Source organism: Methanohalophilus profundi, from assembly GCF_004137855.1.
In the GTDB taxonomy this organism is placed as follows: Archaea; Halobacteriota; Methanosarcinia; order Methanosarcinales; family Methanosarcinaceae; genus Methanohalophilus; species Methanohalophilus profundi.
In genome coordinates this window covers 361,244-388,175 of sequence record NZ_QBKB01000002.1, presented here as the reverse complement: position 1 = coordinate 388,175, position 26,932 = coordinate 361,244, and the positions used below count along the sequence as shown (strand labels likewise).

28 protein-coding genes, 1 tRNA gene and 4 pseudogenes are annotated in these 26,932 nt (G+C 41.7%); 22 read left to right on the top strand and 11 right to left on the bottom strand.

Translation table 11 applies throughout. The features are described from left to right. Window positions 1-224: 224 nt before the first annotated feature. Window positions 225-1,715: pseudogene (gene mttB, locus C9889_RS01980) on the bottom strand ([trimethylamine--corrinoid protein] Co-methyltransferase). 154 nt (window positions 1,716-1,869) lie between these two features. On the opposite strand from mttB, the gene C9889_RS01975 reads away from it, so the two are divergent. The 3 genes and pseudogenes from C9889_RS01975 to C9889_RS11395 all read left to right on the top strand — a co-directional run. Then, window positions 1,870-3,246: a monomethylamine:corrinoid methyltransferase gene (locus tag C9889_RS01975; protein ID WP_225419948.1), complete on the top strand. Its 1,377-nt coding sequence runs from the start codon at window positions 1,870-1,872 to the stop codon at window positions 3,244-3,246. 18 nt (window positions 3,247-3,264) lie between these two features. After that, a complete protein-coding gene (locus tag C9889_RS01970) occupies window positions 3,265-3,807 on the top strand; it encodes a pyruvoyl-dependent arginine decarboxylase (protein ID WP_129596768.1) in 543 nt (180 codons plus the stop codon). A gap of 187 nt (window positions 3,808-3,994) precedes the next feature. Beyond that, window positions 3,995-4,066: pseudogene (locus C9889_RS11395) on the top strand (VPXXXP-CTERM sorting domain-containing protein); the annotation flags it as partial. A 153-nt stretch (window positions 4,067-4,219) separates the two neighbouring features. On the opposite strand, the gene C9889_RS01960 reads toward C9889_RS11395, so the two are convergent. After that, window positions 4,220-4,304 (bottom strand) — tRNA-Leu (locus C9889_RS01960). Between the two features lie 110 nt (window positions 4,305-4,414). On the opposite strand from C9889_RS01960, the gene C9889_RS01955 reads away from it, so the two are divergent. Then, the gene (locus C9889_RS01955) at window positions 4,415-5,167 is read left to right on the top strand and encodes an MBL fold metallo-hydrolase (RefSeq protein WP_318531486.1); all 753 of its coding nucleotides are present in this window, start codon (window positions 4,415-4,417) and stop codon (window positions 5,165-5,167) included. A gap of 2 nt (window positions 5,168-5,169) precedes the next feature. Here C9889_RS01955 and C9889_RS11015 read toward each other — a convergent pair whose 3' ends face one another. Genes C9889_RS11015 through C9889_RS01945 form a run of 3 tightly spaced genes read right to left on the bottom strand, consistent with a single transcriptional unit; the run spans window position 5,170 to window position 6,590 of the window. Further along, on the bottom strand, window positions 5,170-5,331 hold the full coding sequence (locus tag C9889_RS11015; protein ID WP_318531485.1) for a metallophosphoesterase family protein: 162 nt from the start codon (window positions 5,329-5,331) through the stop codon (window positions 5,170-5,172). Further along, a complete protein-coding gene (locus C9889_RS01950) occupies window positions 5,322-5,822 on the bottom strand; it encodes a metallophosphoesterase family protein (protein ID WP_318531484.1) in 501 nt (166 codons plus the stop codon). The genes C9889_RS11015 and C9889_RS01950 overlap by 10 nt, the downstream gene beginning before the upstream one ends. A 9-nt stretch (window positions 5,823-5,831) precedes the next feature. After that, window positions 5,832-6,590 carry a TIGR00266 family protein gene (locus C9889_RS01945; protein WP_072361148.1) on the bottom strand — a complete coding sequence of 253 codons (759 nt, stop codon included), beginning with the start codon at window positions 6,588-6,590 and terminating at the stop codon, window positions 5,832-5,834. 138 nt (window positions 6,591-6,728) lie between these two features. On the opposite strand from C9889_RS01945, the gene trmY reads away from it, so the two are divergent. From trmY to C9889_RS01885, 13 genes and pseudogenes are all read left to right on the top strand, one after another. Beyond that, entirely contained in the window at window positions 6,729-7,331 is a 603-nt protein-coding gene (gene trmY, locus C9889_RS01940) for a tRNA (pseudouridine(54)-N(1))-methyltransferase TrmY (protein WP_129596764.1), read from the top strand. A 25-nt stretch (window positions 7,332-7,356) separates the two neighbouring features. Continuing rightward, the gene (locus C9889_RS01935) at window positions 7,357-8,649 is read left to right on the top strand and encodes a tRNA pseudouridine(54/55) synthase Pus10 (protein WP_129596762.1); all 1,293 of its coding nucleotides are present in this window, start codon (window positions 7,357-7,359) and stop codon (window positions 8,647-8,649) included. A gap of 42 nt (window positions 8,650-8,691) precedes the next feature. Continuing rightward, window positions 8,692-8,985 (top strand): 50S ribosomal protein L21e, encoded by a 294-nt coding sequence (locus C9889_RS01930; RefSeq protein ID WP_129596760.1) that lies wholly within the window; start codon window positions 8,692-8,694, stop codon window positions 8,983-8,985. Between the two features lie 135 nt (window positions 8,986-9,120). After that, the gene (locus C9889_RS01925) at window positions 9,121-9,474 is read left to right on the top strand and encodes an RNA polymerase Rpb4 family protein (RefSeq protein WP_072561923.1); all 354 of its coding nucleotides are present in this window, start codon (window positions 9,121-9,123) and stop codon (window positions 9,472-9,474) included. A 69-nt stretch (window positions 9,475-9,543) separates the two neighbouring features. Beyond that, the gene (locus C9889_RS01920; RefSeq protein ID WP_129596758.1) at window positions 9,544-10,140 is read left to right on the top strand and encodes a DUF655 domain-containing protein; all 597 of its coding nucleotides are present in this window, start codon (window positions 9,544-9,546) and stop codon (window positions 10,138-10,140) included. An 11-nt stretch (window positions 10,141-10,151) separates the two neighbouring features. Beyond that, a complete protein-coding gene (gene rsmA, locus C9889_RS01915) occupies window positions 10,152-10,700 on the top strand; it encodes a 16S rRNA (adenine(1518)-N(6)/adenine(1519)-N(6))-dimethyltransferase RsmA (protein WP_318531483.1) in 549 nt (182 codons plus the stop codon). A 5-nt stretch (window positions 10,701-10,705) separates the two neighbouring features. Beyond that, window positions 10,706-10,954 (top strand): class I SAM-dependent methyltransferase, encoded by a 249-nt coding sequence (locus C9889_RS11010; RefSeq protein ID WP_318531482.1) that lies wholly within the window; start codon window positions 10,706-10,708, stop codon window positions 10,952-10,954. Beyond that, window positions 10,954-11,547, top strand: a complete 594-nt coding sequence (locus C9889_RS01910) for a HemK2/MTQ2 family protein methyltransferase (RefSeq protein WP_129596756.1) — start codon at window positions 10,954-10,956, stop codon at window positions 11,545-11,547. The genes C9889_RS11010 and C9889_RS01910 overlap by 1 nt, the downstream gene beginning before the upstream one ends. A gap of 184 nt (window positions 11,548-11,731) precedes the next feature. Continuing rightward, window positions 11,732-13,678: pseudogene (locus C9889_RS01905) on the top strand (hydantoinase/oxoprolinase family protein). Between the two features lie 56 nt (window positions 13,679-13,734). After that, a complete protein-coding gene (locus C9889_RS01900; RefSeq protein ID WP_129596754.1) occupies window positions 13,735-14,280 on the top strand; it encodes a hypothetical protein in 546 nt (181 codons plus the stop codon). An 18-nt stretch (window positions 14,281-14,298) separates the two neighbouring features. Then, window positions 14,299-15,165, top strand: a complete 867-nt coding sequence (locus C9889_RS01895; RefSeq protein WP_129596752.1) for a shikimate kinase — start codon at window positions 14,299-14,301, stop codon at window positions 15,163-15,165. Between the two features lie 12 nt (window positions 15,166-15,177). Then, on the top strand, window positions 15,178-15,462 hold the full coding sequence (locus tag C9889_RS01890; protein ID WP_129596750.1) for a chorismate mutase: 285 nt from the start codon (window positions 15,178-15,180) through the stop codon (window positions 15,460-15,462). A 14-nt stretch (window positions 15,463-15,476) separates the two neighbouring features. Next, entirely contained in the window at window positions 15,477-15,869 is a 393-nt protein-coding gene (locus C9889_RS01885) for a 5-(carboxyamino)imidazole ribonucleotide mutase (protein ID WP_129596748.1), read from the top strand. Window positions 15,870-15,873: 4 nt separating this feature from the next. Here C9889_RS01885 and C9889_RS01880 read toward each other — a convergent pair whose 3' ends face one another. Then, entirely contained in the window at window positions 15,874-16,731 is an 858-nt protein-coding gene (locus C9889_RS01880; RefSeq protein WP_129596746.1) for a methanogen output domain 1-containing protein, read from the bottom strand. 58 nt (window positions 16,732-16,789) lie between these two features. Further along, window positions 16,790-17,473 (bottom strand): ATPase domain-containing protein, encoded by a 684-nt coding sequence (locus C9889_RS01875; RefSeq protein ID WP_225419947.1) that lies wholly within the window; start codon window positions 17,471-17,473, stop codon window positions 16,790-16,792. Window positions 17,474-17,791: 318 nt separating this feature from the next. Here C9889_RS01875 and lonB point away from each other — a divergent pair, with 318 nt between their 5' ends. From lonB to C9889_RS01855, 4 genes are all read left to right on the top strand, one after another. Further along, complete coding sequence (gene lonB, locus C9889_RS01870; RefSeq protein ID WP_225419946.1) at window positions 17,792-19,684, top strand: ATP-dependent protease LonB; 1,893 nt, start codon at window positions 17,792-17,794, stop codon at window positions 19,682-19,684. A gap of 25 nt (window positions 19,685-19,709) precedes the next feature. Continuing rightward, window positions 19,710-21,044 carry a TldD/PmbA family protein gene (locus C9889_RS01865; RefSeq protein ID WP_129596744.1) on the top strand — a complete coding sequence of 445 codons (1,335 nt, stop codon included), beginning with the start codon at window positions 19,710-19,712 and terminating at the stop codon, window positions 21,042-21,044. Then, window positions 21,044-22,360 (top strand): TldD/PmbA family protein, encoded by a 1,317-nt coding sequence (locus C9889_RS01860; RefSeq protein WP_129596742.1) that lies wholly within the window; start codon window positions 21,044-21,046, stop codon window positions 22,358-22,360. The genes C9889_RS01865 and C9889_RS01860 overlap by 1 nt, the downstream gene beginning before the upstream one ends. Window positions 22,361-22,493: 133 nt before the next feature. Then, window positions 22,494-23,318 carry an ATP-binding response regulator gene (locus C9889_RS01855; protein ID WP_129596740.1) on the top strand — a complete coding sequence of 275 codons (825 nt, stop codon included), beginning with the start codon at window positions 22,494-22,496 and terminating at the stop codon, window positions 23,316-23,318. A 26-nt stretch (window positions 23,319-23,344) separates the two neighbouring features. Here C9889_RS01855 and C9889_RS01850 read toward each other — a convergent pair whose 3' ends face one another. After that, window positions 23,345-23,941 (bottom strand): PGF-pre-PGF domain-containing protein, encoded by a 597-nt coding sequence (locus C9889_RS01850; protein WP_164999251.1) that lies wholly within the window; start codon window positions 23,939-23,941, stop codon window positions 23,345-23,347. On the opposite strand from C9889_RS01850, the pseudogene C9889_RS01845 reads away from it, so the two are divergent. Then, window positions 23,901-25,353 (top strand): annotated as a pseudogene (locus tag C9889_RS01845) (IS1634 family transposase). The gene C9889_RS01850 and the pseudogene C9889_RS01845 overlap by 41 nt on opposite strands. 105 nt (window positions 25,354-25,458) lie before the next feature. Here C9889_RS01845 and C9889_RS01840 read toward each other — a convergent pair. The 3 genes from C9889_RS01840 to C9889_RS01830 all read right to left on the bottom strand — a co-directional run bounded on the left by C9889_RS01840 (window position 25,459) and on the right by C9889_RS01830 (window position 26,932). Next, window positions 25,459-25,971, bottom strand: coding sequence for an AMP-binding protein (locus C9889_RS01840; protein WP_225419945.1), 513 nt, complete (start codon window positions 25,969-25,971; stop codon window positions 25,459-25,461). 27 nt (window positions 25,972-25,998) lie between these two features. Continuing rightward, a complete protein-coding gene (locus tag C9889_RS01835; protein ID WP_129596736.1) occupies window positions 25,999-26,550 on the bottom strand; it encodes a helix-turn-helix domain-containing protein in 552 nt (183 codons plus the stop codon). Window positions 26,551-26,722: 172 nt separating this feature from the next. After that, a complete protein-coding gene (locus C9889_RS01830; RefSeq protein WP_129596734.1) occupies window positions 26,723-26,932 on the bottom strand; it encodes a hypothetical protein in 210 nt (69 codons plus the stop codon).

Here is a 26,932-nt window from a genome sequence, read left to right as displayed (position 1 = left end):
AATAGTAATTTGATTTACTATTATTTAATAATTTTGGTTAAGCAAAATTACTAATATATAAGCATTGCTGTTCAAAAAAGATACATATATAAATATAACTATTACAAAAACAGACTGAGGCAAAAAGAAAACATTCGTGAGACTATTTTGTGTAAACTTTTTGAAAAAAATGATAAAAAGAGAATCAAAAAAAAGGTAAAATCAGCAACAAAAGATATATCTTTTCAGCGGCTTGCTATGAATGCCTTATCGCCCTCTTCCACAATAGCCTTCATGTCTTTCAATATGTCAGCATCAATGGGGAGAACTTCATGGCTCTTCATCACAGACTCGACTTTTTCGTGTGCTCGAGTTAGAGCGTTCTTTTCACCTGCACGTTCCCAATCGCCATACATAGTCCTGTCGAAAAGCATTGGGTGTGAGGGGAGGTCAATGTTATTCAGTGTCGTCTTATGAGATAGGAAATTCTTTCCTGGACCTACTTTTTTGATGGCATCTATAGCAAGAGTTTCTTCTGAAACAGGAATACCCCTCATAGCCATCTTTGTCATATTGATAATCTCACTATCAATCAAAAGTTGTTCCATAGAAAATGTCATCCCAAGCTCAAGCATACCTGCACCATAGATAGAGTTTGCACCAGCAAGAGCAGGCAGAAGGTTTGTGAGGGTCTTTTCATGGCCTGCTTGTGCATCCGCAACCTTTGAGTCAGACTAAGCTCCAGCAACAAATGTAGGAATGTTGTAATACTGACCAAGTTTTGCAACAGCGGCATTGATCTGGCCAAGTTCTGGCGAACCAACAGGAGCAGTTCCGGTTTTAAGGTCAAATGACGTTGTTGAGCAGGCATACCACACAGGAGCACCGGGCTCCGCGAGCTGGGAAAGAACAACAGATGCAAGAACCTCTGCATTATGAGTGACAAGAGTACCTGCAAGATAAACAGGAGAAGATGCTCCCGCCATAGCCATGCTAATTATTGAATTAGGTATCCCCATGCGTGCACTTTTAATTGTCATTTGACATGCATTATTCCCAATTTCAAGAGGACTTGTTGGACACATGGCCATACACCCAATCGGCTTTTTGCGCACTTCTTCCTCATCCCCGCCATAGTATGCTGTCATCATGTCCACATAGCGTTCGAAGTTTTCAGCCACAGGGTCTAACATAACGTGTTTTGAGGTGTTTGTAAAGGCAGCAAATGTTTCATGAAGATCCGTTGCACCTTTACCAGCCCAATCCATTGCTGAAACTGCCATTCCATAATAATCAATGCCGTCTGCCCAATCACAAATTTTTGCAGTATCTGCAACATCTTGTTCAGTACTATCCCGGGGGACATATTTTCCCGTTACTTCATCGTAAACGCTCATCTTGACGCCAGTACTGAAATTTGTCCAGTGAACTTTACCACCCACTTCCTGAATAAGAGTGTTCTTCTTTTCACGACCATAAAGCTTGAATCGAGAAGGCACAGTTCGAAGAGCTTCAGTCACTACAGTTTCGGGTATTTTCACCATTTGTGTATTGTCGTCAACGTCGCAACCACCTTCCTTGAAAATATTTCTCGCTTCCGGATCAGTCACCATAATTCCAACGTCTGCAAACACTTCGAGTGTTGCATAATGGATGTCTTCAATTTCATCAGGAGAAAACATTTCCAATTTTATACCATTCAGTATATTCTTTCCACTCTTATCAAAATTTATCATAACTTATACCTCTATATAAAACATAATATTAATGTTACTTAAAGTTTGCGCAATGCGATTATTTATGTTATATAAAATTTATGCATTCTCCAATTCGTTACCAGAAATCAATATGTGGAAAGTGAAACAAAGTATATACCAAAAGAAAAGAATAATGGAATTGATAAAAATGAACGAAATCGAAATGAATGAAATTGTGAAGCAGATTTTTAATGGGAAAAAAGTATCACAAAAAAATTATGAAGAGCTAGTTCATGAAACAAGTATGATACTAATTAACAAGTATAACATTATTTTTGATAACAATAACTTGTTGCCTTTGGATTTTAATATGGCAGATCGTGTTTACTTAGCTGCTCTTGATCTAGTTGAAACTACAGGTTTTTTTGCAACAGGAACTAAAAGAATATATAAACCAAAAAGAGATGAAATTCTAGATAATATGGAAAATATCGGTCGTTCATTAACTATAGGCAAAGGATTTGACAATATATGTATAAACTTCAGAAAAGTACTAGATGAACGTCTCCCCTCAATATGGGGAGGGCCTTGCGCTGCACCTGCATCAGAAAAATATTTTATACCAATCCATCAATCATATGCAAAAATTAGAGATATAGATAACCTCACACCAGCATCACTGATTACATCTGAAAAAAGTACATTGCACACACCACTTGAGCTTAATACAGCCTATAAATCAATCCATATGCTCAATGAAGCTTTAAAATTAGAAAACAGACCAAACATGTGCTATAATATACCTCCATCAATAGGAGACATAAGAGCATCTCTTTCTATTACTAATTGCAAATTGACTAGTCAAAATACAATTCATGAAATATACAATGCTACGGACATGACCTTTAATATTGATTCTATAACACAAACTATTCATTATGAAAAATTTGGTATCCCCTATGATAGTGATCAATTTGTAATGCTTGGCGGAAACACAATATCGTCTCCCGAACAAATGGCAATTATCATTGTTGCCGAAGCTATAAAAAGTAGAACAATAAATGACACAATGATGTATTTCCATGCTGCACTCGATGGAAAAACAGGCTCATCTTCAACTGCGGAATCCATTTGGGCCTCCTCCATTGCATTCTTAGCACTAACCAGAAATTCCAAATTATTGCATGGAGTGGATGTTACAAATTTTGCGGGACCATGCACTGAAATGATGTTTTATGAAACTGCAGTTCAAACAATTTCATCTACTGTCTGCGGGGCAGATATGCTGGCAGGACCAGTACCAAATTCATTACAAATGATCGATCATGCAGGAGGATTGGATGCATTGTTCATGAGCAAAATGGCTGAGCTCGCAACAACACTCTCTTTTGATGATGCAAACCGTATTTGTAATAATTTATACAAGAAGTATAACAAACATTTTACCAAACAAGTGCTTGGTAAACATTTTAATGAATGTTATGATGTAGAAAAAATTAAGCCGATTCCCGAATACAATGAGATGTACCACAAAATATTAGACAAAGTATACAATTTTGCAGGACAGTAATATTTTTTAATTTTCAATATGATTCCAACAAAAGTTTTTTTTACAAAAGGCACCGGGATAAGTAAAGATAAACTAACCTCTTTTGAACTTGCTTTAAGAGACGCGGGAATTGAAAAATTAAATCTAGTAAAAGTATCGAGTATAATACCTTCAAAATGTAGAACCGTTTCAAAAAACGAAATTTTATTCAATCTAAACCCAGGTGAAATTGTATTTTGTGCTCTCACCAAAAATCAAACAAATGAACCTCACAGATGGATTGCTGCATCTGTAGGTAGCGCTATCTTAGATGATGAAGAAAATTACGGCCGTATTTACAAATACTATTCTTTCGGAGAAGACGAGAACACTGCAGGCATGTATGCAGAATATATGGCTGTTACTATGCTGACAACAACTCTAAATATTGAATTAGATGTAGATTCGACTTGGCTTAAAAGGAAAAATATCTACCAGGCAAAAGGCCATAATATCTATACGGACCATACATGCCAGACTGCAAAAGTGGATAAGCATGGTCTATGGACAACAGTAGTGGCCGCCATGGTATTTATAGAATAAAGATGCTATACGCCTAGACATATAATTTAAATTATATTGTTCTTATTTTAAACAAGTTTAGAATAATACAATTCCTAACATAACCATTATTTATTAACATTACAGTAAATTAGTAAAAAGTTATCATTTTAACCTACTTTATACCTGCAGTCTAATTTAATCAAAACCAAACTTCGATGTTCCAACTGCCAATCCAATGTTAATTATAGGAATGCTGGGTTTTGCGGTTGCGATGTTCTTGAAAAGAGAAGAGAAGTAATTGGAGAAGTAAAATTATTTTTTCTCCCATTTTTCTAAATCAAAAGCAATTATCTTTTAATAAAATTATTTATTTTCTTAAAAACGGAATTACTTCCAGTATTTATCTTAAGGGTTGCATTTTTCTACCCTACCTATAACCCAAAAAAACAAGTGCGAGGGGAGGGATTCGAACCCTCGAATTCCTTCGAAACCGGATCTTAAGTCCGGCGCCTTTGACCGGGCTGGGCAACCCTCGCAGGAAGATGTGTAGAATTAGCCTTTGCCGGTTGGTTGGATGAATGAGCTTTATAAGGCTATTCGGAATCCATAATTAGAGTTAAGTTACTTAAACCTTATTATGGTAAGCATGAAAATACAATTCCTTGGTAGCGGTGTGGCAATCCCCCAGCCCGGCAGGGTGCAGTCCGGGATTGCAGTTGAGACTAAGAACGACCGTTTATTACTTTTTGACTGCGGGGCCGGGGTGCTGCAGCGCCTCTTTGAGAGCGGGCGTGATCCCCGGGATGTTGATGCAATAATCCTGACCCATCTCCACCTGGATCATGTGGCTGATGTCCTGCCCCTGCTCAAGAGCCGCTGGTTGTGCGAGAAAAGCGATTGTTTCATCTACGGGCCACAGGGCACCCGGGACTGGCTGGACGGCCTGTTCGGGCTGTATCCCTATTTACAGGGCAGGTTTGACCTCTCCGTCACCGAACTCGAACCCGGCCGGCAAATCGCACTTGACGGCAGTGACTGCCGGCTCAGCTGTGCCGCAGGCGTGCACAGTGTCCCCTCCCTGGGTTACCGACTCGAGGAGGGAGGGAAAATAATGGTATATGCCGGGGACACCGAACCCTGTGACTCCCTCATGGAACTGGCACAGGGGGCTGATGTTCTCATCCACGAATGTTCGTTTCCCCCGGGCTTTGGCGTTGACTGCCACACAACACCGGATATGCTGGGCCCCTATCTCGAAAAACTTGATGTAGGCAAACTCTACCTGACCCATCTCTACCCGCAAATGCAGGGCCATGAACAGGAATCACTGGAATACCTGCGCAGCCGATTCAAAGGTGAGGTGCACATCGCTTCGGACCTGCTGGAAATCGACCCCTGAGATCAGACCTGCAGCATCTCGATATCCAGTTTGCCAGATTTCTCATCCAGTTCGATAAGGGCAGCCGAGCCTTCCGAAGCCATACCGGTGTTCACGACAGTTGTACCTGCCACTTCCATGACTCCCTTATCCTCATGGATATGGCCACAGACTATCAGGTCCACACCTTGCCCAGCATATCGGCTACAGCCTTACAGCCCACATTGCCGGCTTCGATGCGATCCAGTGTGCAGTAAGGGGGTGAGTGGGACAGCAGCACCAGGTAATCACCCTTCTGTCTTCCTTCAGCAGCCAATTTGTCCAGGGTTGCTGCAATTTCCTCCTCCTCGATTTCGTAGGGAGTTTTGAAGGGTGTGGGGTTGGACCCGCCCATCCCTATGAAAGCCACATTTTCCATGGTCCACAAACGCTCGTGGAGATTTATGGCCTTTGACTCATCCAGAAGATTGCAGATACTTTGCAGGTCACAGTTGCCCGGAACGGCCAGGGTTGGTTTGTCAAACATCCCCATCATCTCCAGGGCCTTCTCATCCGGCCCGAAGTTGGTAATATCTCCTGCAACCATTATCAAATCCACATCCCCTGCCCTCTCAAGTATTGCAGGGATGCGTGTAAAATTTCCGTGTGCATCGGACATTGCAAGTATACGCATCATTTATGCTCCTTAGAAGTTCTTATCGCCGCCGAGGATGCCGCTCAAACCGCCGCCTTCGCCCCTGTTACTCTGGGAACCAAGGCCGGTTGCAGCCGATATCCTGTCAGCCAGTCTGGAGAATGGCAGGCTCTGCAGGTACACCGTACCGGGACCTGATACTGTAGCAAGGACCACTCCCTCTCCGCCAAACAGTGCATTCTTAAATCCGCCTATCAATTTTATGTCATAGTTCACAGATTCAGAAAAAGCCACAAGACAGCCGGTATCCACACGCATGGTCTCTCCTGCATCCAGTTCTTTTTTGATTATCGTTCCACCGGCATGCACAAAAGCCAGACCATCTCCTTCAAGTCTTTGGAGGATGAAACCCTCTCCCCCGAACAGGCCTGCACCTATCCTCTTGGAAAAAGCGATACCCACCTCTATACCTTTGGCAGCACACAGGAAAGCATCTTTCTGGCACAGGAAACTTCCACCTACTTCTGACAGGTCTATAGGAATGATCTTGCCCGGGTATGGTGCACCAAATGCGACCCTTTCCTTACCGTCCCCGTCATTGGTAAAGGAAGTGATGAAAAAACTCTCACCTGTAACCATTCTCTTGAGTCCCTTGAAAAGCCCGCCGCCTGTTGAGGTCTGCATCTTGATGTCCTGACCCATATACATCATGGCACCGGCCTCAGCCCTCACACTTTCGGAAGGGTCAAGTTCGATCTCCACAAGCTGCATGTCATTCCCAATGATATCATAATCGATTTCGTCTGCCATTTGTGCGATTCCTGTTGAATTTACAATAAATTAATAACCTTTTGAATTTATAAACCTGCTGAATTAGCAAAATACATAATCAACTTTAAATAGTACCTTACATTTTATCGGCATCAGAAATTGAAAGGATAACATATCATGAAACATTTTCTCATTATTGCCCATAAGGCGCATACCGCCGATGATTTTTCCCTGAATGACCTGCCTGGTTCTGCTGGCAGGATGGATATACTGTGCAGGTGCGTAAATTCAGCCCTCTTTCTCTCCCATGACCTGCGCCGGGACGTACAGATCCACCTGCTGCTTCTCGGAGAACCCGATCCAGGCAGGGTTGTCAAATTTGACGGCGAGACCGTACGGTATCTGAATCCGGATGAACGAAGCAGTGGCTCCCTTATCAAAAAAGCCCTCGATAAGGATTCCTCTGACTTTGAGATCCGTTCAACTCCCGGGGTGACCGTGCGTGATGCAAACCTGTCCACTCTCCTTTCCGAATTCAAACAGCAGGGTTGTTCCCTGTATTATCTACTTGAAGACGGCAAGGAAATCCGGGAAGAAACTCTTCCCGGGGGGGATATGGTCTTTATTCTGGGTGATCACAACGGTGTTACTGAAGAAGAAGAGGCAGAGATCGAAAAAGCCGGTGCAATAAAACTTAATATAGGCCCGATATCGCTCCATTCGGACCATTGTATTACAATTTTACACAACGAACTTGACCGCAGGGAAAAAGAATATTAACCTTTTTGCTATTGGAAGTGAATACATGACCATAATGCAAACAGCAGCCCGAATCATTGAGGAAGGCCCAATATGCGATAATTGTATGGGCAGGCAATTTGCCCGCTTGCTTACTGGCCTGACAAATGCTGAAAGAGGAGAGGCTATCAAACTCTCCCTCTCTTTAGAAGCTGCACGCCTGATGAAAGAAGAAGGCTATAAGGATTTACTTGAAAAACTCGCCCCTTCCAACTCCTACGCATGTAAGTCACTGAATGCCTCCTGCGAAGAAGAGGAATGCTGGGTATGCATTGGGCTTTTTGATAATCTGGATGAATGGGTGGACAGAGCTATAAAGGCTCTTGAAGGAATCGAGTATTCCACTTTTGTCGTGGGTACAAAAGTTAGTGGACTGCTGGCTGAGAATGAAGAGATCCTCTGGGCCGAATGCGGGGCAGATTATGCCGAGCAGTTAAAAACCGAACTTAACAGGGAGATCGGAAAGCGCCTGGCAGCCCGCAGCGGCAAGGAAGTAAACATCAAAATGCCCGATGTTGTTGTTATGCTTGACATAGCAGAAGAAAATATTATACTGGAAATCCGCTCGGTTTACGTGGAAGGGCGCTATCGCAAACTTGTGCGTGGCATACCCCAGACCCGATGGCCCTGCCGCAAATGCAAAGGCAGGGGTTGTCAGAGCTGTGATGATACAGGAAAACAATATCCTGAATCCGTGGATGAATTGGTTAGTGAACCTGTAATTGAGGCATTTGACAGTGATGATACTAAATTCCACGGTGCAGGAAGGGAAGACATCGACGCCTTAATGCTTGGTGCAGGTCGCCCCTTTGTAATCGAAGCTCTTAATCCTGGCAGGCGTGACTACAATCTTTCTGACCTGGAAGAACAAATAAACAGCAAATCTGACGGGAAAATTGAAGTTGAAGGTCTCAAATTTGCGGACAAGGCCAGAATTCAGACCCTTAAGAACTCTACGGCGGATAAAGTTTATAAGCTTAAAGTTACATTCAGTGCCCCTGTTACGGAAGACGCCATCAGGTCTGCTCTTGAGGACCTTAAGGGTAATCTAATCGAACAGCGCACACCTCAAAGGGTGTCGCATCGACGGGCCGATCTTGTAAGGAAACGTCAGGTGCATTCGATAGAACTCCTCGAATATCATCAGGATCATGCAATAATCAGGGTTGACTGTGAAGGCGGGCTTTATGTGAAAGAGCTTATATCCAGTGACGAGGGACGCACGACCCCGAGCCTCACCGGTCTGCTTGGAATTGATGCAGTGGTTGAAGAACTTGATGTGGTCGATGTGAAGATCTAACTAACCGGATTATAATTTATATATCATCAACGGAGGAACATTATGCCAAAATCAAATGGTGAAAGATGCTGTACAAGATACAAACTTAAAAAGTCAATCAGGGAAAGAGGTCTCTCTCCTGTGAGCAAGGCCATCCAGAGTTTCAGTGAAGGACAGAGAGTTCATATCGATATTGATCCCAGTGTCCAGAAAGGAATGCCAAATCCCAGATATCAGGGTAAAACTGGTAAGGTACTCTCTCAGCGCGGGCGTGCCTACATCCTTGAGGTACGTGAAGGAAATGCAAATAAGCAGGTAATCGTCCTGCCACAGCACCTTAAACCCCAGAAATACTGATTTCCGGTTAGAAATATAAATATCAAAGGCTTGCAGAAATAGCTATATCTGCTTTGCCTCTGATAGTTTAGTCTGTTGCATTATTCCTGCCTTTAAGGCAGGTCAACTTAAGGCAGAATGGATGAGTGCTTTCCAATGATAGTTAAAAAAGTTCTTGATGAAGAATTACTTACGTTACCCGAGGTCAGGGGAATTCTCCACCAGATTCTGGAAGAACGTGTCAATAACGAAGAAGAGCTTGGATATGAGCTGCGTAAAGCCATAAACCATGCAGACATGTTCTCAAGGACAAGTGCTGAAAAGGCACGCGAGTTTGTCAACAAATTGCTTGAAGTGGAGAAAATGAAACCGGAGATTGCAATTCGGATAGTGGACACAATGCCACTTTCCAGGGATGAACTCCGTACACTTTATGCCAAAGAGAGATACACTCTTACAGATGAAGAGCTTGATACCATCCTTGAACTCGTAATGGATTATATGGAATAAATTTATATTCCATATACGACTTTTCTTTTAGATAAGATCAATAGTCTTACTTGCACCGTGGAGGATATAATGAATACAAAGGGGAAAAAAACTGAAAGAGAAGAGTACGCATGGGTTCTGGATTATCTTCCTTATGGAAATCCTAATGATCCACGTCCCACATACCAGAAAATACCCTTAGTCCAGGCAGTGGGTGATTCTAAATTCGTACTCATGGAACTTGTCCCCAAGGAAAAAGTCACTCCTCAGATACAGTCCAGAGTTTATATTGGAGAGGGTGACAGGGAAGAAATTGATCATGTCAAGCATCGGATCCATTACAATGATCTTACAAGTGGTGCACAGCTTGAGCTTCCATATGTACTGGAGCAATCGGTAAAACATCATAAGGAGCGTTTTGTAAAGTTCTTTAATGAAGCTCATCCAATAACTACTCGCCAGCACATGCTAGAGCTTTTACCCGGTATTGGCAAAAAACTCATGTGGGCAATAATCGATGAACGTAAGAAGGGTGAGTTCAAAAGTCTTGAAGAACTGCATGAACGTGTGGGTGGAGTACATACGCCCCAAAAGGCTATTGTCAATCGTATCATGGAAGAACTGAAAGACGATAATATCAAGTACAGACTTTTCACAAGGCCACATCGCCGCCCCCTCAATGAATAAAGGGTGTAGGTGTGGTATACTCGATTCTTAGGAAATATGGGATCAGGGGTGGTTCCCTTGACCAACATTTTTTGGTAAATGAACCAATACTGGACTCAATAGCAGAAGCTGCAGACCTGCAAATTGATGATATTGTTCTTGAGATAGGCGGGGGTATCGGAAATCTGACAGAGCGTCTTGTCTCCAGGGCAGGCAGGGTTATTGTTATAGAACGGGATCCCCGGTTGGTGGCAGTGCTGCAGGACAGGTTCCACGAAGTATCCAATATTGATATAATTGAAGGGGATGCAATGAAAGTTGAACTGCCTGCCTTCAATAAAGTGGTAGCAAATTTACCTTATTCAATCTCCTCTCCCATAACTTTCCGCCTTCTTAACCACGGTTTTGAAAAAGGAATTTTAATGTATCAGTACGAGTTTGCCAGAAGAATGGTAGAAGTGCCTGGCTCTAAGAATTATGGTCGCCTTTCAGTGGACACACAGTATTTTGCTGATGTCAGACTCCTTCGCAAATTTCTCCCTCTGCTTTCACTCCTGCTCCAAAAGTCTGGTCCGCAGTAGTCGAAGTGGTACCCCGGCCACCGCCTTTTGAGGTGAAGAATGAGCAAATCTTTTTCAGGGTTGTTGAGGCTGCCTTTGGCCAGAGGCGCAAGAAAATGAAAAATGCTCTTACGAAATACAATCCACCTCTGGCAAACCAGGAAGACATTCTTCGTTTAATTCCTGAAGATTTCCTGGGAAAACGGGCCGAGCAGCTTTTTCCTGAAGATTTTGCAACAATATCCAATATTATCTATGAAGCAAGGGATAACTAATGGCTCCCATTTCATATCGCAATGCTTATGTTAGCATTGAAAAAGAAGTGTACGAACCTGCGGAAGATTCTTTCCTGCTTGCAGATGTTGCGGTAGATCGTATTAGTGACGGTATGAATGTTCTGGAAATGGGTGTGGGGAATGGCTTTGTTTCTGCAGGGGTTGCCGCTAATAAGAATGTAGAACCCCTGGGTTGTGACATAAATCCTGATGCTCTTGAATGCGCATATAAGAACGGAATTCAGGTTTTTCGCAGTAACCTTTTCGCAGGGCTCAGGAAAAAAGCATATTTTGATGTCATACTGTTCAATCCTCCCTATCTCCCGACCTCCGAAGACGAAAAGTTAGAGGGCTGGCTCAATTATGCTTTTGATGGAGGAGTTGAGGGAAGGGATACTATAGCAACCTTTTTTGCTGAAGTATCTGGCTATCTCAAACCCGGTGGGAGTGTTCTGTTATTTATTTCTTCCCTTACAGGTAAAGGGGAAGTATTTGATCTCATAGAGCGAGAGAATTTCAGTGCTTGTGTGGTAGCTGAGACACGTTCGTTTTTTGAAAAATTGATGGTTATTGAATGTACACACAACCGCTGAAATACAGGTGTATTTTCAGTATTTCATCATGCTTAAAAGGAAAAACCACCTTTTGTTACTTGAAAGCAAAACGAAAGGTTTATCGTTGTGCAGGTTGACGGTATTGTTGCGTAAGAGAAATTAAAAAATTAATTCTAAATTGAATATAATGTTTTTCTAATTAAAAATTGCCAGAGGGTTACAAATGAAATACAGTCTTGGTATAGATGCCGGTGGAACATATACAGATGCCGTAATCCTGCGGGATTCGGATGGGAAGATTATTGATCATGGAAAGGCCCGCACGACCTATCCTGATTTGCTGGATGGAATTCAGGAAGTACTTGACGGCCTGGATCAGTCATTTCTGGAAAAGTATCTCTGGTATCGGTCTCTACCACTCTTGCAACCAACACTATTCTGGAAGGTACAGGTTATCCGGTAGCTCTTATCATGATAGGGGAAGAGGTTCCAAACGATTCATCCATAAAGTATTCAATATCTGTACAGGGCGGCCATTCTTCCGGAGGCAACGAAAAATATTCCCTTGACCTGGATTCTATAAAAGAATTTGTAGAAAAAGTTCAGGATAAGGTCTCGGCATTTGCAGTTTCATCCTATTTTAGTGTAAGAAACCCGGATCATGAATTGAAGGCAAGGGAAGTTATAGATGAAATGACCGGTTTGCCTGTGATCTGTGGCCATGAACTTTCCCAGTCCCTGGGGGCATATGAAAGAGGTGTTACAGCCTATCTAAACGCCCAGCTTTTGCCCATATCGACCCGGTTTATGGAAACAGTTGCATCTGAGATAGATCGAAGAGGAATAGATGCAAAACTTATGATGCTCAAATGTGATGGTTCCATAGTGGGTATGAAAGAAGCTCTCAAACACCCGATCGAATCAATATTTACCGGTCCTGCAGCAAGCCTTGTTGGTGCTTCATATCTTGCCAAAAGCAAAGATTGCCTGGTCATTGATGTCGGTGGTACAAGTACCGATGTAGCGATGGTTATTGATAATCTCCCTGAAATTACAGATGAAGGGGCAACTGTTGGGGGTTGGCCAACCAAGGTGGAAGCCATTAGAATGGAAACCTCTGCAATGGGTGGGGACAGTCATGTGTGGGTTAAGAATCATAATGTTTTCATAGGCCCACGCAGGGTAGTTCCTCTCTGTGTGGCTGCCAGTAAATATCCGGAAATTGTTACGAAACTCAAGAAAGGGCAGAGTATACTGAAAAGCCAGCTAGGGGAAAATATCCAGCCCACAAAATTCTTCATCAGAACCAAACAGGAACCCATTGAACTTACAGAGCGCGAAGAAGATCTTCTTTCCCGCATAAAGGATGAACCCCTGACAGTGAGTGACATCTACTGGGACAGTAAAGCATTGCCATCGCCTATGGTCATGGCAAGCCTGATCCAGAAACGTCTGGTGCAGGCCATAGGTTTTACTTCAACGGACGCCCTTCATGTTCTTGGGGAATATGATGAGTGGGATAGTGAAGCTTCCAGAGTCGGCGCAGAAATACTTGGGTACTTTGCAGATATGGATGCTGATGAAATTGCCGGTAAAGTTAAAGATGAAGTTGCAAAGAATATGGCACAGAACCTTCTTTCCTATGTCTTTAATGACCTCGAGGATTCACAGATCAATAAAGTTGTCCGTGGCAATCATTATGGCGGATTTCATGTAGATGTTCCCGTGGTACTGCTCGGGGGTCCTGTACAGGCCTATGTAAATGATATGCAAAAATTAGTAGATGCGGAAATAATTCTGCCTGAATATGCCGAGGTTGGCAATGCTGTAGGGGCCTTGCAGGCAAGGGAATAAAGCGTATCGAAGTTTGATTCGTCCGAATTTCGGTGAATCAAAATATAACCTGCGTCCGTCTTCAGTATCATTGTTCTATCCCGGCGGGAATGAAACTTTCAAGTCACATGAAGAAGCTGTACAGGCTGCCCGTGAGATTGGTCATAGATTGGTAATGGAATACATGCATGAAGCCGAACTGGACGAAGGTGAAATAACTATAGATGTTAACCGCAAGGATGTTCAGGTGCATGGAGTGGGAATTCCAATGGAAACCAGGTTTACTTTCCTGGGTGTCGGGGACATCAAAATGGGTGAAAAGGATATAAGGAAATAATTTCCTTTTTTCTTTCCTTGATCAATTTTAAATAAAAGGTAGCTTTATTTCCATCTATGCTGGAATTCAGAAAACAAGAGCCTTACAGTCTGCGTACCCGGCCCGATATTGTAGAATCTGAATATGATTTTCGACAAAACCTGGACATTTCGGATATAAATGGTATATTGTTCAATGTTCTGGCTTCCCGCAATTCATCCACTCTTGCAGAATATGATGCAGTCTGGTGGAGGGAAAACAGGGTCTGTTTTCTGGAATATAAAGATTCAACTGCTGCTTATCGGCGTATGAATGCAAAAAGGGCACAACAGGTTCAGGATACATCCAGGAACCTGGCTCGTACATATGGTTTCCTGGAATTCAATTATTCACTTGTAGTTAAAGGACTGGAGGCAAAGACTACAAAGGGAAGTGTTGCAGTAATACCTCTTGGAGATTTGTCTTCATACAGTCCGGAATTTATTTCTGCTCATATTGAACTGGATTTTATTGACAAGTTGACGGATAAATACAGCAGGGAGCAAAATCCCGTCGAATTAGAGCGGGATACAATTATTGCTGATATAAGTAAACTTAAAGAAATGTTTGAACAGCAACTCTGATAGAAGGAGAGATTTTTCATGACTGTAACAGGATATGGGCAAGCGTTGGGTGCAGGCACCATCCTCAATGCAATTTCTACCTGGAAAGGTGCAGCTTTTGGATTGGACCTCAAGACATTTGCTAGGGTTGAATTATCACAGGGTGATGGTCCTATAGAAGGCATCATTGAAGAAAATAGAGATATGGATACCACTCTGATCGAGAATGCAGTTGGTATAACTCTTGACCTGTTTAATTTGAAAATGCAGGGCACGGTGCAAACAAGAAGTGAGATTCCCCATGCTAGCGGACTAAAAAGTAGCAGTGCTGCGGCGAATGCTGTTATTATTGCTACTCTGGATGCCATAAAAGAATCAATGGAACCTCTGGATATGGTAAAATTAGGGGTCCAGGCAGCTAAAAAATCCGGAGTGACAATCACAGGGGCTTTCGATGATGCCTGTGCATCTTTTTTTGGTGGTGTGGTAGTAACTGATAACAGAGAAGATATTCTTTTCAACCGCATCAACAAAAACAGTGAAGTACTTGTTTTTGTTCCTCCCCAAAAGGCATATAGTTCGGAGACCGACGTAACAGGATCAAAATTAATTGGACCCTGGATAGACATGGCTTATGACCTTGTAATCCACCGGGAATTTGAGAAGGCAATGACATTAAATGGTTTTCTTTATTGTGGTGCTTTGGGTTTTGATACCAAACCAATGATGGTAGCCCTTGAAAGTGGTATTGAAGGTGTCACCCTTTCTGGTACCGGACCTGCATATGTAGCAATGGGAGATAGCTCCGATCTGGACAAACTTGCAAAGGCCTGGGAAAAGGGTAGTACGGGCGGAAATGTCATAAGGACGAAGATCAATAATGAAGGGGCAATTAAAACCAGGTAACTGTTGGTTTTTATGACAATCGAAAATGTAAGGCAGGAGATCGAGAATATTGATAGGGAACTGGTGGAACTCATTGCAAAAAGAGTTGAATTTGCAGATGATATCCTAAAATACAAACACCAGGCCAATCTTCCTATCAATGACGACACGCAAAATGATGTGGTAATAGCTAGAGCTGTTTCTAGTGCTACTGAAAAAGGTTTAGACTCCACTGTGGTAAAACAGATTTTCAATCTTCTTATACAGATGAATATAGAAAGGCAACATGAATTAAGCGGTGAAGGTAATCTTCCCTAAAAAGAGGTACAAAAATGGTAGATATTGCAATAGTAATGGGATCTGAATCGGACCGGTCAATTTCGAATCGTGTAACCAATGTATTGGACAACACAGATTACAGTTATGATGTACAGGTAATTTCCGCCCACCGCAATCCCGATGAACTGGATGAATATGTAGGTCAGGACGATGCTCTCGTTTACATTGCGATAGCCGGACTTTCCGCCGCACTTCCCGGCGTGATAGCATCAAAGACTGGCAAGCCTGTTATCGGGGTGCCTGTGGGTGCCAAACTTGGGGGACTGGATGCATTATTGTCCACAGCACAGATGCCACCGGGTGTACCGGTTGCAACTGTCGGTATTGATAATGGGGCAAATGCTGCTCATATGGCAATCCGTATCCTGAAACTCAAAGGAGAATGAATTTTCATTCTTCTTCTATACAAATATCAAAACAACAGTAGTCGTCCCCATTACCCATTGTTTTATTTACGATTACTTCGCCGTCGGTGACTCCGTTAACCATTTTTGAGAATACGCCGGAAGTGAGGTTGCACATTATGGGGTTTATTTTACTTTCTTCTCCCCAGGGGCACTTGTGTGCTTTTATGATTGCACATCCATTTTTATCACTGTAACCATCCACAAAATAACTGGCTCCCAGTTGATTCATGGCCTCACAGCAAATTTGGGCTACATCTTGTGAATCTGTAGTTTCCTTCTCACAACCAGTGTATGAACTACGTACAATATCTTCCACCATATCAACCATTTGACGAATGATTATTTTCTTCTGTTCGGGTGGGGCATTACTTAGTAGTGAGGGGATAATTGAGGTCAAAACCTTGCGAATGCGGTTTTGCATTTTAAGATGCTCTTTTTCAGCCACCAGTTCATCATGGAGGCTTTTGATACGCAACAATGACTTTACACGGGTTAGAAGTTCCACACGGTTCACAGGTTTTGTAAGAAAATCATCTGCACCAACTTCAATACCTTTAATCCGGTCCTCTTTCTCAGATAGTGCAGTTACCATAATAATCGGTATATGGCGTGTACTTTCCGATTCTTTTAAGGTTTCAGCAACATCATAGCCACTCATTCCCGGCATCATAATGTCCAGAAGAATAAGATCTATGTCTTTTTCTTCCACTTTTTGGAGGCATTCTTCTCCACTTTCGACCAGGGTAAGTTCGTATAAGTGGGAGAGGTATGCTTCCATTAAATCCAGATTCTGTGGTTCGTCATCCACTATGAGTATTTGGGGTGTGATTTCGTTTTCCATGTTTCCTGTGTTATGGTGGGGATGCTTGATTAATAAGTCTTTTTAATAAAAAGTGCTATCAATTGTCTTTCTTGCCTTTTATGTCTATGCCTTTTGATGTAATATCAAACGGAACGGGGTCAAGGGAAATGGCTGTATTTCTCATCTTTGGTATGAAAATAAAACGCTCCATTTTCCCTGTGTAGGGATTTTCCTTAACCAGTAACTTGATGTTTCCAAAAGTCGAGTAATCTGCAACCTCATGGGTCATCTGATGGGCAGCTTCATCCATTACAAAAAGCGTTGTAACATCCTTTTGTGAAAGTAAAAGATTCAATGTGTCAAACTGGTCACGAAATTCACGCGGTGTTAAACCAATTGCGAAAACTCCGATATTGTCCATTACTATTACTTCGGCATCATAAGGTATCAGTTCAGGCATGTTTATGAGGTCAACCTGCTTAAAACTCAATCCATCTATCATTTCAGCAGCCTTAGTTACGCTCCGACTTCTCATTTCCAGTATTTTTACAACTTCAAGTAAACCACTTTTTATGTATTCCTTGAAAGCAAAACCAAACATCTTTGCCTGTTCAGTAATATCTTCTTCGGTCTCTTCTGTTGCCATTATTACAGATTTTTTTCCATCTGCACATGCCTGGTTTATTGCGTGCATTGCAAAAATTGTTTTACCCGATCCCGTGGCACCGGTGATAAGAATCCCTTTTTTCCCCGGATATCCCTCTCCAATTTTTTTTGTCAAGACCCTGAATCCCTGTAGATAGCCTTTCCATTGGTACACCGTTGATTAATATGCAAGTCTTTATATATAGAATGTTTCTTCCTTTTAACAAATTTATTTCACGTTATGTTTATTATAATTATGTTATGTGTCTGGAAATGAACAAATATAATTGTCACAATATGTCAGACATTTTTTCCCGAAAAGGACAGGTTGAACGGTTAAATATATTTATCAGGAATGAGTTTAGTTCATGCATTATACCATCCATTGATTATATACTTTTGATAGACTCTGGAGATTGTGAACTTTTAATATTGATTTAAACGTGAGTAAACTATGGCGGAAGAAATGGCTTCTAAAGATGAGGAATTGGAAGAATCATTTGACACCACCAGTTCCATCGAAGTGCCTAAACTATTGATCGACCAGATCATTGGTCAGGATCATGCGGTGGAGGTTGTCAAGAAAGCTGCAAGTCAGAGGAGACATGTGATGATGATCGGTACTCCTGGTACCGGTAAATCCCTGCTTGCAAAGGCAATGGCTGAATTGCTTCCAAAGGAGGAACTGCAGGATATCCTTGCATATCCCAACGTTGAAGACAACAACAATCCACGTATTCGTACCGTTCCTGCCGGAAAAGGCAGGGAGATTGTTATGGCTCATAAAATGGAGGCCAGAAAGAAATCCCAATCAAGGAACATGTTGATGATGTTCCTTATTTTTGGTATTGTTATGTATTCTTTCTATGTGGGTCAACTTCTCTGGGGTATCATTGCAGCTATAATGATGCTGATTCTTAGCAGGCAATTTATGCCAAAAGAAGAAATGATGATCCCAAAGATGCTGGTTTCAAATTATGAACAGGACAATGCTCCGTATATCGATGCCACCGGTACCCATGCCGGTGCCCTTCTCGGAGATGTCAGGCATGACCCATTCCAGTCTGGTGGACTGGAAACCCCATCTCATGACAGGGTAGAGAGTGGAGACATTCACAAGTCCCACAAAGGCGTACTCTTCATTGATGAGATCAATACCCTCAGGATTGAATCCCAGCAGAGCCTGCTTACGGCAATCCAGGAGAAAGAATATCCGATCACAGGCCAGTCAGAGCGCAGTTCCGGTGCCCTTGTGAAAACCGAACCGGTTCCATGTGACTTTATAATGGTATCTGCAGGTAATCTGGATGCTGTGGAAAAAATGCATCCTGCACTCAGATCACGTATAAAGGGTTATGGATATGAGCTCTACATGCGTGATTCCATGGAAGACACTGCTGATAACCGCAAGCATCTTATTCGGTTCGTGGCACAGGAAGTTAAGCGGGACGGCCATATACCTGATTTCGATCAGTCCGCTGTTGAAGAAGTCATTCAGGAAGCACGCAGACGGGCCGGACGAAAAGGCCATCTAACTTTGAAATTGCGTGATCTTGGAGGACTTGTGAGAGTTGCAGGAGATATTGCACATGCTGAAGGTTCAAAGATCACCTCTGCAAAACATGTACTTGCAGCCAAGGATATGGCACGCTCCATAGAACAACAGCTTGCTGACAGTTACCTGGAAAGGAGAAAAGATTACCAGTTGTTTTCCACGAAAGGTGCTGCTGTTGGTAAAGTCAATGGGCTTGCTGTAATGGGCGGAGATTCTGGAATCGTTTTGCCTATAATGGCAGAAGTAACTCCTCCACAGTCACAGGCTGAAGGCAAAGTAATTGCCACTGGCATGCTTAAGGATATTGCCAAGGAAGCGGTCCTCAATGTGTCTGCTGTTATCAAAAAGGTGACAGGCCAGGACATAATGAAAAGGGATATTCATATCCAGTTTGTCGGTACCTATGAAGGAGTTGAGGGGGACAGTGCTTCTGTGTCCATTGCAACGGCCGTAATTTCGGCACTTGAAGGCATACCTATTGATCAGAGTGTTGCTATGACAGGTTCCCTGTCTGTAAGAGGTGATGTATTACCGGTGGGTGGTGTAACCTACAAGATTGAAGCCGCAGCCCAGAGTGGAATTAAAAAAATTATTATACCCTGGACCAATAAGGATGATGTCTTGATTGAAGAAGATTACAAGGATCAGGTTGAAATAATTCCTGTCAAAACAATATCCGAAGTTATAGAGCACAGTCTTGTGGGCACCAAAAAGGAAGGAATCCGGGAAAAACTCAAGGAGTTGACAGATATGAAAGTTGATCTGGAAATTCCCGAATCCGTGCCCGGTTAAACAATACTTACAGGGAATCCGGCAAATGAGAGAATCAGAATTTCATGATGTGAGGTGGATAGAGGGTGAATCAACTTCTATCCTTCTCGACAACGGGAAAATAGAGGATATAAACACCAACTATGGGAATGGTTGTGGGGTACGTGCTCTTTGTGGCGGTTCATGGGGTTATACTTCATCTGAAGGAGTTGATGGTATTGATGCTGCAATAAAAGCAGCTATAGAGTTGGCTTCTGATGTGAATAAACACAGTCCAAGGGAAAAAGTAACTCTTGCATCTTACTGTGAACCCAATGTTGACACTCTGCCGTCTGTAAAGGAAAACCCCCGGGATGTTCCGGTTGAAGAAAAAGTTGAGTTGTTGAAAGACCTTTCCAATAATGCTTCATGCAAGGGAATTAGCAGTACATCTGCATCATACTCTGAATCTACCTTAAAGGTTCATTATACAAATTCTGAAGGTGCGGATTGCGAATATGAACTTACCAGAGTCGGATTTGCAATTTCAGCCATTGCTTCAGACGGTGCAGCCTATCAGATAGGAAGAGAAAGCAACTTTGACGTATGCGGTTATGAAATGTTCCGTGACCCTGAAATTCTGGAAAAGGCACAATCTGCCGGAAAGACAGCTGTGGATTTGCTGGATGCCCGTCAGGCAAAAGGAGGAAAAGGTCCTGTAATTCTTGACCCCGAACTTGCCGGGGTATTTGCCCATGAAGCCGTTGGACATGCTTCAGAAGCCGATCTTGTGCTGGAAGGCAGTTCAATTCTGGCAGATAGAATAGGTGAAGAAATCGCTTCACCACTTGTCAATATCATAGATGACCCTACACTTCATAAATTCGGTTACTATCCCTTTGATGCAGAAGGAATGCAATCTCATAAAACAGATATTATCACGGATGGAGTATTGAACTCCTATCTGCATTCCAGAGAAACTGCAGGTAAACTTGGTGGCGTATCAGGTAACAGTCGCAGTCAGGGATACTCTGCACCCGTTGTCAGAATGAGTAATACATATGTTGACAACGGAAATTCAAATCTTGATGAAATGCTGGAAGAACTGGGTGACGGAATATACCTTGCGGGTACTCGTGGAGGACAGGTTAATACAGGTGAAGGAATTTTCCAGTTCAATGCGGAGAAAGGTTATATTGTGGAAAATGGGGAAATCGGATACCTTGTGCGTGATGTATCCCTATCTGGCAATACTCTGGAAATCCTGAAAAATGTTGTACTGGTAGGAAATGATCTTAAAATGCATTCGGGTAGATGTGGTAAAAGCGGTCAGGCAATTCCGGTATCAGACGGCTCTCCCCATCTTCTTATTTCTGATGCCCTTGTAGGAGGTGTCCAGTAATGCAGAATTATGATATTGGCAACAAAGTCCTTGAATTTGCCAATAAATATGGAGCAGATGAGGCTGAAGTTTTCATCTCAGCAAATCAATTGACTTCTGCAAGTGTCCGTCGCAACCTCATTGAAAGTGCCAGGAATCAACAAAGTCATGGATTGGGGGTAAGGGTTGTTAAAGATGGTGCAGTGGGATTTGCAAGTACTAATGTTTTTAATCGGCTTGAAGAAACTGTGAAAAGTGCGATTGCAATGGCAAAAGTACGCGATTCAGATGAAGATTGGAAAAACCTGCCTTCAAATGGGAAATATCCTGCCGTAAATGGCATTTTCAGCAAGAAGGTCAATGAACTTGCGCTTGAAGATTGCATCTCCCTGACAAAGGAAATGATTGATGGCGTTTGTTCGTTTAGCGATATAATAGCCCCTTCAGGTTCCTTTTCTCGTATGGTTTCCAACCAGCTTATCATGAACACTAACGGTGTTGAAGTTGAGGAGAAGAGCACTGCAGTATCGGGTTTTGTTGATGTGATCACAACTTCCGGTCTGCCATCAACAGCATACGATTTCCGTATATCGCGGGATCTGGATATTGATTTCTATGGAATCGGGAAAGAAGCCGCAAACCTGGCCAATTCCTGCAAAAATGGTGTTTCTGTGGAAAGTGGACAGAAGGATGTTGTATTTCATCCCTTTGCCTTTTCGGACATAATGGAATCTTCATTCTTATCTTCAATAGAAGCGGATAATATACAGAAAGGCAGATCCAGCCTGACAGGAAAACTGAATACCGATATTGCAGCCAGGGAGCTTACAATAACTGACAACGGTATCCTGGATGGTGGGATTGCGTCTTCGATTTCTGATGATGAGGGTACTCCTTCACAGTCCACCGGAATAATCAAAGATGGTTTACTCAAGTCTTACATCTATGATTCCTATACTGCTGGTAAGGAAGAAAGATCCAGTACCGGCAATGCTGTCAGAGGTTCATATACTTCCACGCCAAGTGTTGGCACCCGCAATGTTGTTTTTGATCATCCAGCTTCTGACATAATTTCTGAGATTAAAGATGGGGTGTTTGTTACAAATGTAATCGGTGCACACACTGCAAACCCGATCTCCGGGGACTTTTCAGTGGAAGGCCGCAATGCTTTTGTGATTAAAGATGGCCAGATAGAAAAACCTATCAAGTCCCTTATGGTGTCTGGCAATATTTTTGAGTTACTCAGGAATGTGAAAGGTGCCGGAGATGATGTCCGGATGGTTGGTAGTATTATTACCCCTTCAATATGGGTGTCTAATATGAATGTAATAGGCTGACTGCTGATTTTAATCAGTAATCATTATATATTACCCTCTCTAACTATGTATATACAAAATCAAATACCAAAGGTTTTTCAAATCTTACTTGATAAATACTGTTCAGACGGAACTATAATAACCGGGTGTCAATATGACAGATGAGGGGATAAGGACAAAAATTCTTGTAGTCGACGATGAGCCTGATAATGTTGAATTACTTACGGCTTATCTATTGAATGATTATGACATTATTCCTGCTTACAGTGGTAGTGAAGCACTGGACATACTGAAATCCTGTGAGGATGATCTACCGGATCTTATACTCATGGACATAATGCTCAAAGATGGGATGGATGGTGTAGAAGCTGCTCATTTCATAAAACTCAATTATGATATTCCTTTAGTCTATATTACGGCTTATGCCGATGATAATATAATGCGAAGGGCCAAACTCACGGAGCCCTTTGGTTATATCCTCAAGCCATTTGAAGAGTCCGGATTGCGTACCAACATAGAAATTGCGTTATACAAATATGAAATGGAACGCAGGCTCAAAGAGAGCAAGAAATGGCTTACTGCTGTGCTCAATAGTATCGGGGATGCGGTAATTGCAACAGATGAAGAGGGCCTGGTCAAATTCATTAACCCATTTGCAGAAGCTCTAACCGGTTGGGATCAGGATGAAGCAATTGGTTTGCCTTTGTCAGAAGTTTTTGTGGTTGAGAATGAAGTTCCTGGTGAAAAGGCAGATGACCCTATCCAGAAAGTCATGAAGGAAGGTATGTTTTACGGTCTTGGAAGTCATACAGTGCTTGTTACTAAAAGCAAAACCCAGATTCCTGTAGATGTAATTGGCTCTCCCATTCGTAATGAAGCAGGTAAACTACTGGGTACTTTGGTCTTGTTCTACGATATCTCTGATCGCAAACGTGTCGAGAATATGATTTATTATCAGAATAGTCAGAAGGATATGTGATTTACTAAATAACAAGTTTGTATCCTTTATCCCAATTTTCTTCTAATAATAAAAGCTATTATCAAAATCCATGCAGGAAGCATTTTGTCCATTATTTTTTCTGGACCCAATGCATTCTTCTCTGTTTTTTCTGATACATTATTGACACTTTCATTTACGTCTGTTTTTTGTGTATTCGAATTACTAGTTTCAGCAATATCATTTTTATTTTTGATGTTGGATTTTATTTTGCTTCCTGTAATCACAAATGGTGAATTGAGATAATTACCGGTAGCAGTTTTGAAATGTACATGATTACCAAGCGGATCGATATATTCTGTTGGCAGTGCAATCCATTCCCCTTCTTCAAAGACTTCCATACGAACGTTTTCTATGTCGATATCCTCTTGTGTGACCCAATCTTTTTCCACCTTGAAAGTTACTGAAGAATTCCGGATATGGTTTTCAAACCCACTACTACCTGCCCAAATATTGAGATTCATGTATACTGTACCATTTGGTGCTTTATTTGTTAGTGTTGAAGCCCGACTTTGACAGTCAAAAGTAATAATAGTGTTCTTAGCTTTGCTGTATTTGGTTACAATGCAACAAAAACTAAGAACATATGAGATTATTCCTAACAAGAATATATGCTTTCCTATTGGAACCGTTCTGGCTGTAAACCAACTTTACGAAATCCTCGATCTTCCTTCGGTTTTTGGTAAACACAAAAAGAATGGGATTGACGTCAACAACCTGCTCAAAGCCCTTGTAAGTTACAAACTGACGGATAATTTCAGCATAAGTAAAGCTCATGAATGGATCAATCGGGAGGAAGTCCTTGATATTTTTACTCTTCCTGAATTCAGTGAACGAACTCTGTACAGGGTTCTTGAAACCCTGGGAAATAATCGTGAAACGATTATTTCCGATATCCAGGACAAACTGTTTGCAAGATACGATTTCGAACATACCAATATCAACATGGACTGGACCAGTATCGTATTACATGGGAATAAATCACTACTGGGTAAGCATGGATACAGTCGAGACCACAGGCCAGATAAGAAACAGGTTACACTGGGTATAAGTGAACTTGCTGATCCCATCAATGTTCCTGTGGGTATCACAGTGGAAGAGGGGAATGTGAATGATCAGAAACATTTCAAGAAAACGTATCAGCAGGTTAACAGAAGACTGGAAGAGGGTTCTCTTGTAGTTTTTGATAAAGGAGCTCATAGTGTAGACAACACTTGCTTGATAAGAGAAGATGAGATGCATTATCTGACTGCAAGGAAACTGAACAAAAGTGATGATAAGAAAATAGCTACGTTCCGGGAATCTTCTCCTGAACTGATTAACGCAAAGGATGGAATATACGGCCTCAAGATAGTGAAACCAGGTAGTGTCAACTACTTCTATTTTTCAAAGAAATTGCAGAAGGAACAACTTGATTCCAGAGCAAGAAAGGTTATGAGGCAGATAAAACAGGCAAAGGAGATACAGAAATCCATTGATAAGAATAAGAAACTGCCCAAGAGATTCAGGATCAACAATGCACTTGTTGATGTGACTTATTCTTTGCAGACAAAACTGGTGAATATGGATGAAAAAGAGTGTATCAAACTACTGGAGGAGAAGGTGATTACAGGTAGAGAAGGATTTTTCTGTCTCAAATCAAGCAGGAATTTGACACTAAAAGAGGCTCTTTCTACATATAGGAAGAAGGATTCAATTGAGAAAATCATTAACTCGCTGAAGAATGAGATTGAGATCAAACCATTGCGAGTGTGGACGGATGCTAGCGTTTATGGAGCTGTGATTGTTGGGTTCATTGCGCAATTGTTCATATCGCTGATGCGATATGAGTACGATGAACTCAAATCTAAGTCTACAAAATTCATCGAGATATATTCCATAAATCTCTATAAAAAATAGCTTATTGAATTTGACAGTTACCGTGGATTACATGAAAAATAAGGCAAAAAGGTACATTTACGCTAACTTTGATGCCATAAATACACTGATTTTAAGGCAAAAAAGGATGAAATCGTAGAAATTAACGTGAAATAATTAAGACTGTCAAATGGGTTTTCCTGACAAAAAAGTGAAATTTTTAGGTTGAAAGAGAGGACGGTTTCTTCAGCAAGGAGTGGATACTTCAAACTTGGGTTACAAATTTGTGCTTGAGCACATCTTTGAAATCCCTGTGTGCCTCATCTATGTGATCCAAAAGCCCTTCATCAGCATCACTGACGACCATTTGTATGTCTGCTCTTTCAATGCGGTATTTGAGATCCCTGGTTGTTAACATGTGGGTTCCGGGAAGAGCGATGGCACCAATTCTGTGCAATCCCAATATACATATCCAGAATTCATATCTTCCCTTTAAGGTAAGTTTTACCACATCACCCTTTTTTATTCCATATTCACTGAAAAGGTTGGCAGCTTTTTCACTGTAATATTTCAGATCAGCAAAGGTGAATATTTTCTCTTCGCTATTATCGTTACACCAGACAATAGCCTTTTTTTCAGGCTGTTCCCTAGCGTACCGGTCAACAACATCATATACGAAATTGAAATTTTCAGGGATGTTGATCTTGAAATTAGTGTAAAAGTCATCGTATGATTCAAAATCGGTTTGTTCCAGGAAATTATTTATAAGTGAGGTCATTCTTGCACCCATTTTGTTTATTTGGATTTAGAAGATTATTGCGAGGAATTTTGCAGTTTTGTCTCCGACTGCCTGCATTGAATGGTTGTAATTGGAATCGAAGTATATTGAGTCACCTTCATTGAGAATTATTTCATTATCATGAATGATAACTTTCAGGGACCCTTCAAGTACATAATCAAATTCCTGGCCGGGATGGGAATTGGGAGTAGATTCCTGGTTGGATTGGGGTTCAACGGTAACTACGAATGGTTCTGCCTTTTTGTGAATGAAATTTGGAGCCAGTCCTTCGTATTGGTATTGTTTTCTTCTTTCTACACTTACTCCTTCATCTTTACGGGTAATAGTGAAAATATGCATCCTTGGATCTTCGCCGGTAAGCAGCACCGTCATATCAACTTCGAGTAATTGTGCAATCTCAAAAAGGATACTTGCAGGAATATCAAGTTCCCCTGATTCATATTTATTATATTCTTCTAATGCGATATCAAGGGAGGAGGCTATTTCCTCTGCACTTATACCGGATAACCCACGCAACTCTTTAACACGTGATGAAATTTCTTTTATTTTTTCCTGCATTTTAAGCCCTGCCTTTTAACTGTCATATTTATCCATTATTTAAGTTTTAACCAATTTAACAACAATATTTTAAATATATTTGTGAATTGTGAAAACGTGATTCATGCTAACAAGTAACAGTAAAAGCATTTATTGCATATCCAAAATACAACAAACTAAAAATAAATGAGGATCATCTATCAGCCAGTATCGGCCAGATGAGCAGGAAAATGATAAAACTTAATAGAAATACAAAAATCGACCCTGCGACAATATCAACATCTGCAAATTTGCCCGGATTTCCATTATTGATAAAGATGGCAACTCCCGCAAAAAGTGCTGTTGTAATCATGGAACTTGCAAGGGCCGGGATTCTGGTCTTGTTCTTATCTTCTCTGTCCAT